This window comes from Phytoactinopolyspora endophytica (genome assembly GCF_004138495.1).
In the GTDB taxonomy this organism is placed as follows: domain Bacteria; phylum Actinomycetota; class Actinomycetes; order Jiangellales; family Jiangellaceae; genus Phytoactinopolyspora; species Phytoactinopolyspora endophytica.
Genome location: NZ_ML142850.1, coordinates 251163 through 252465 on the forward strand (window position 1 = coordinate 251163; position 1303 = coordinate 252465).

Consider the following 1303-nt stretch of genomic DNA (forward strand, 5'->3'; position numbering starts at 1 on the left):
ATCTTCGGGGCGACCACATACGGCGGCTACGACTACCTAGACCGGATGCTTGCAGGCCAGGCGAAATTCACCGACCAAGCGTGGGTGGACTCGCTGTCCACGTGGATCGACACGAGCCAGTACTGGGCGCCGCAGTACGAAGGCGTGAGCTACACCGATGCCCAGGCGTTGTTCACGTCGGGCCAGGCAGCGATGTTCCCCGGCGGCATCTGGGAACTTGCGGTCTTCTCAGATGCCAACCCGGACCTGGACCTCGGAATCTTCAATGTTCCCGCGCCAGCAGACGCGGCAGTGTCGGAGACTCTCGTTCCGGGTTACGTCGACGGCTCGTTCGGAGTGTCGGCGCAGAGCCCAGAGCGTGAAGCCGCCCTCGACCTCGTACGCTGGATGGCCACCCCGGAGTTCGGCCAAGCATTCACCGATGAGCTGCGTCAGATCTCGGCCGTGCCCGGCGTAGAGCCCAATGACGAAATCCTTGCTCAGGCGTTGGACGCGTACCTCGAGAATCCGAGCCCATACGTCACATACGCGTACTTCTCAGGCGACCAGCCCACTGCTTGGGACCTGGCCTCAGAAGGACTCTCCGACCTCGTCCTCGGGAATTCATCCGCCGATGAGGCCGCGGAACACATCCAGCGGGGCGTTGATCAGTGGTTCGAGCCGAAGCAGTGACAGCCGGGCCAGACTCGTTGGCACGGGGACGTTCACGCCACCGCGCCAACCGCACACCGCGACGCTGGATCGCCGGGTTCTGTCTTCCAGCACTCGTGCTCTACGGCATGCTGATCGTCGCACCTCTCGGAACCGCGTTCTATTACGGGCTTTTCCGCTGGGACGGGACCCGCCGAGCGGAGTTCGCGGGCATCGGGAACTACCAAGAGGTGCTCACCAGGTACCCGCTCGGCGACGAGATCCCGATCGCGCTCTGGCACAACATCATGTTCTTCGTCGGGACGATGGCGATCCAGAACACGATAGGCCTCGGCCTGGCCCTGCTGCTCTACCGGAATCCGCGCTTCAAACGGTTCTTCCAGACAGTCTTCTCGCTGCCATACCTCATCAGCCCGTTGATCGTCGGCTATGTCTGGTCCCTGCTACTGAGTCCAACGTTCGGCCCGATCAATTACATGTTCCGCACCGTCGGCCTGGAATCGTGGACTCGGCCATGGCTGGGAGACCCGGACACGGCACTGCCGGTACTGATTCTCGTCAACGCCTGGCAGTGGATAGGCGGCCCCATGCTGATCTTCCTCGCCGCCCTGGGCGGCATTCCACAGGAGTATGAGGAGGCGGCGTCCATCGA

At 62.9% G+C, this 1303-nt stretch carries 2 protein-coding genes; both read left to right on the forward strand.

From position 1 onward, the window contains the following. Positions 1–672 (forward strand): ABC transporter substrate-binding protein (locus ELR45_RS04505; RefSeq protein ID WP_165367475.1); only part of this gene is annotated, 672 nt, incomplete at its 5' end. Next, positions 669–1303 (forward strand): carbohydrate ABC transporter permease (locus ELR45_RS36885; protein ID WP_240759153.1); only part of this gene is annotated, 635 nt, incomplete at its 3' end. The genes ELR45_RS04505 and ELR45_RS36885, both read left to right, overlap by 4 nt.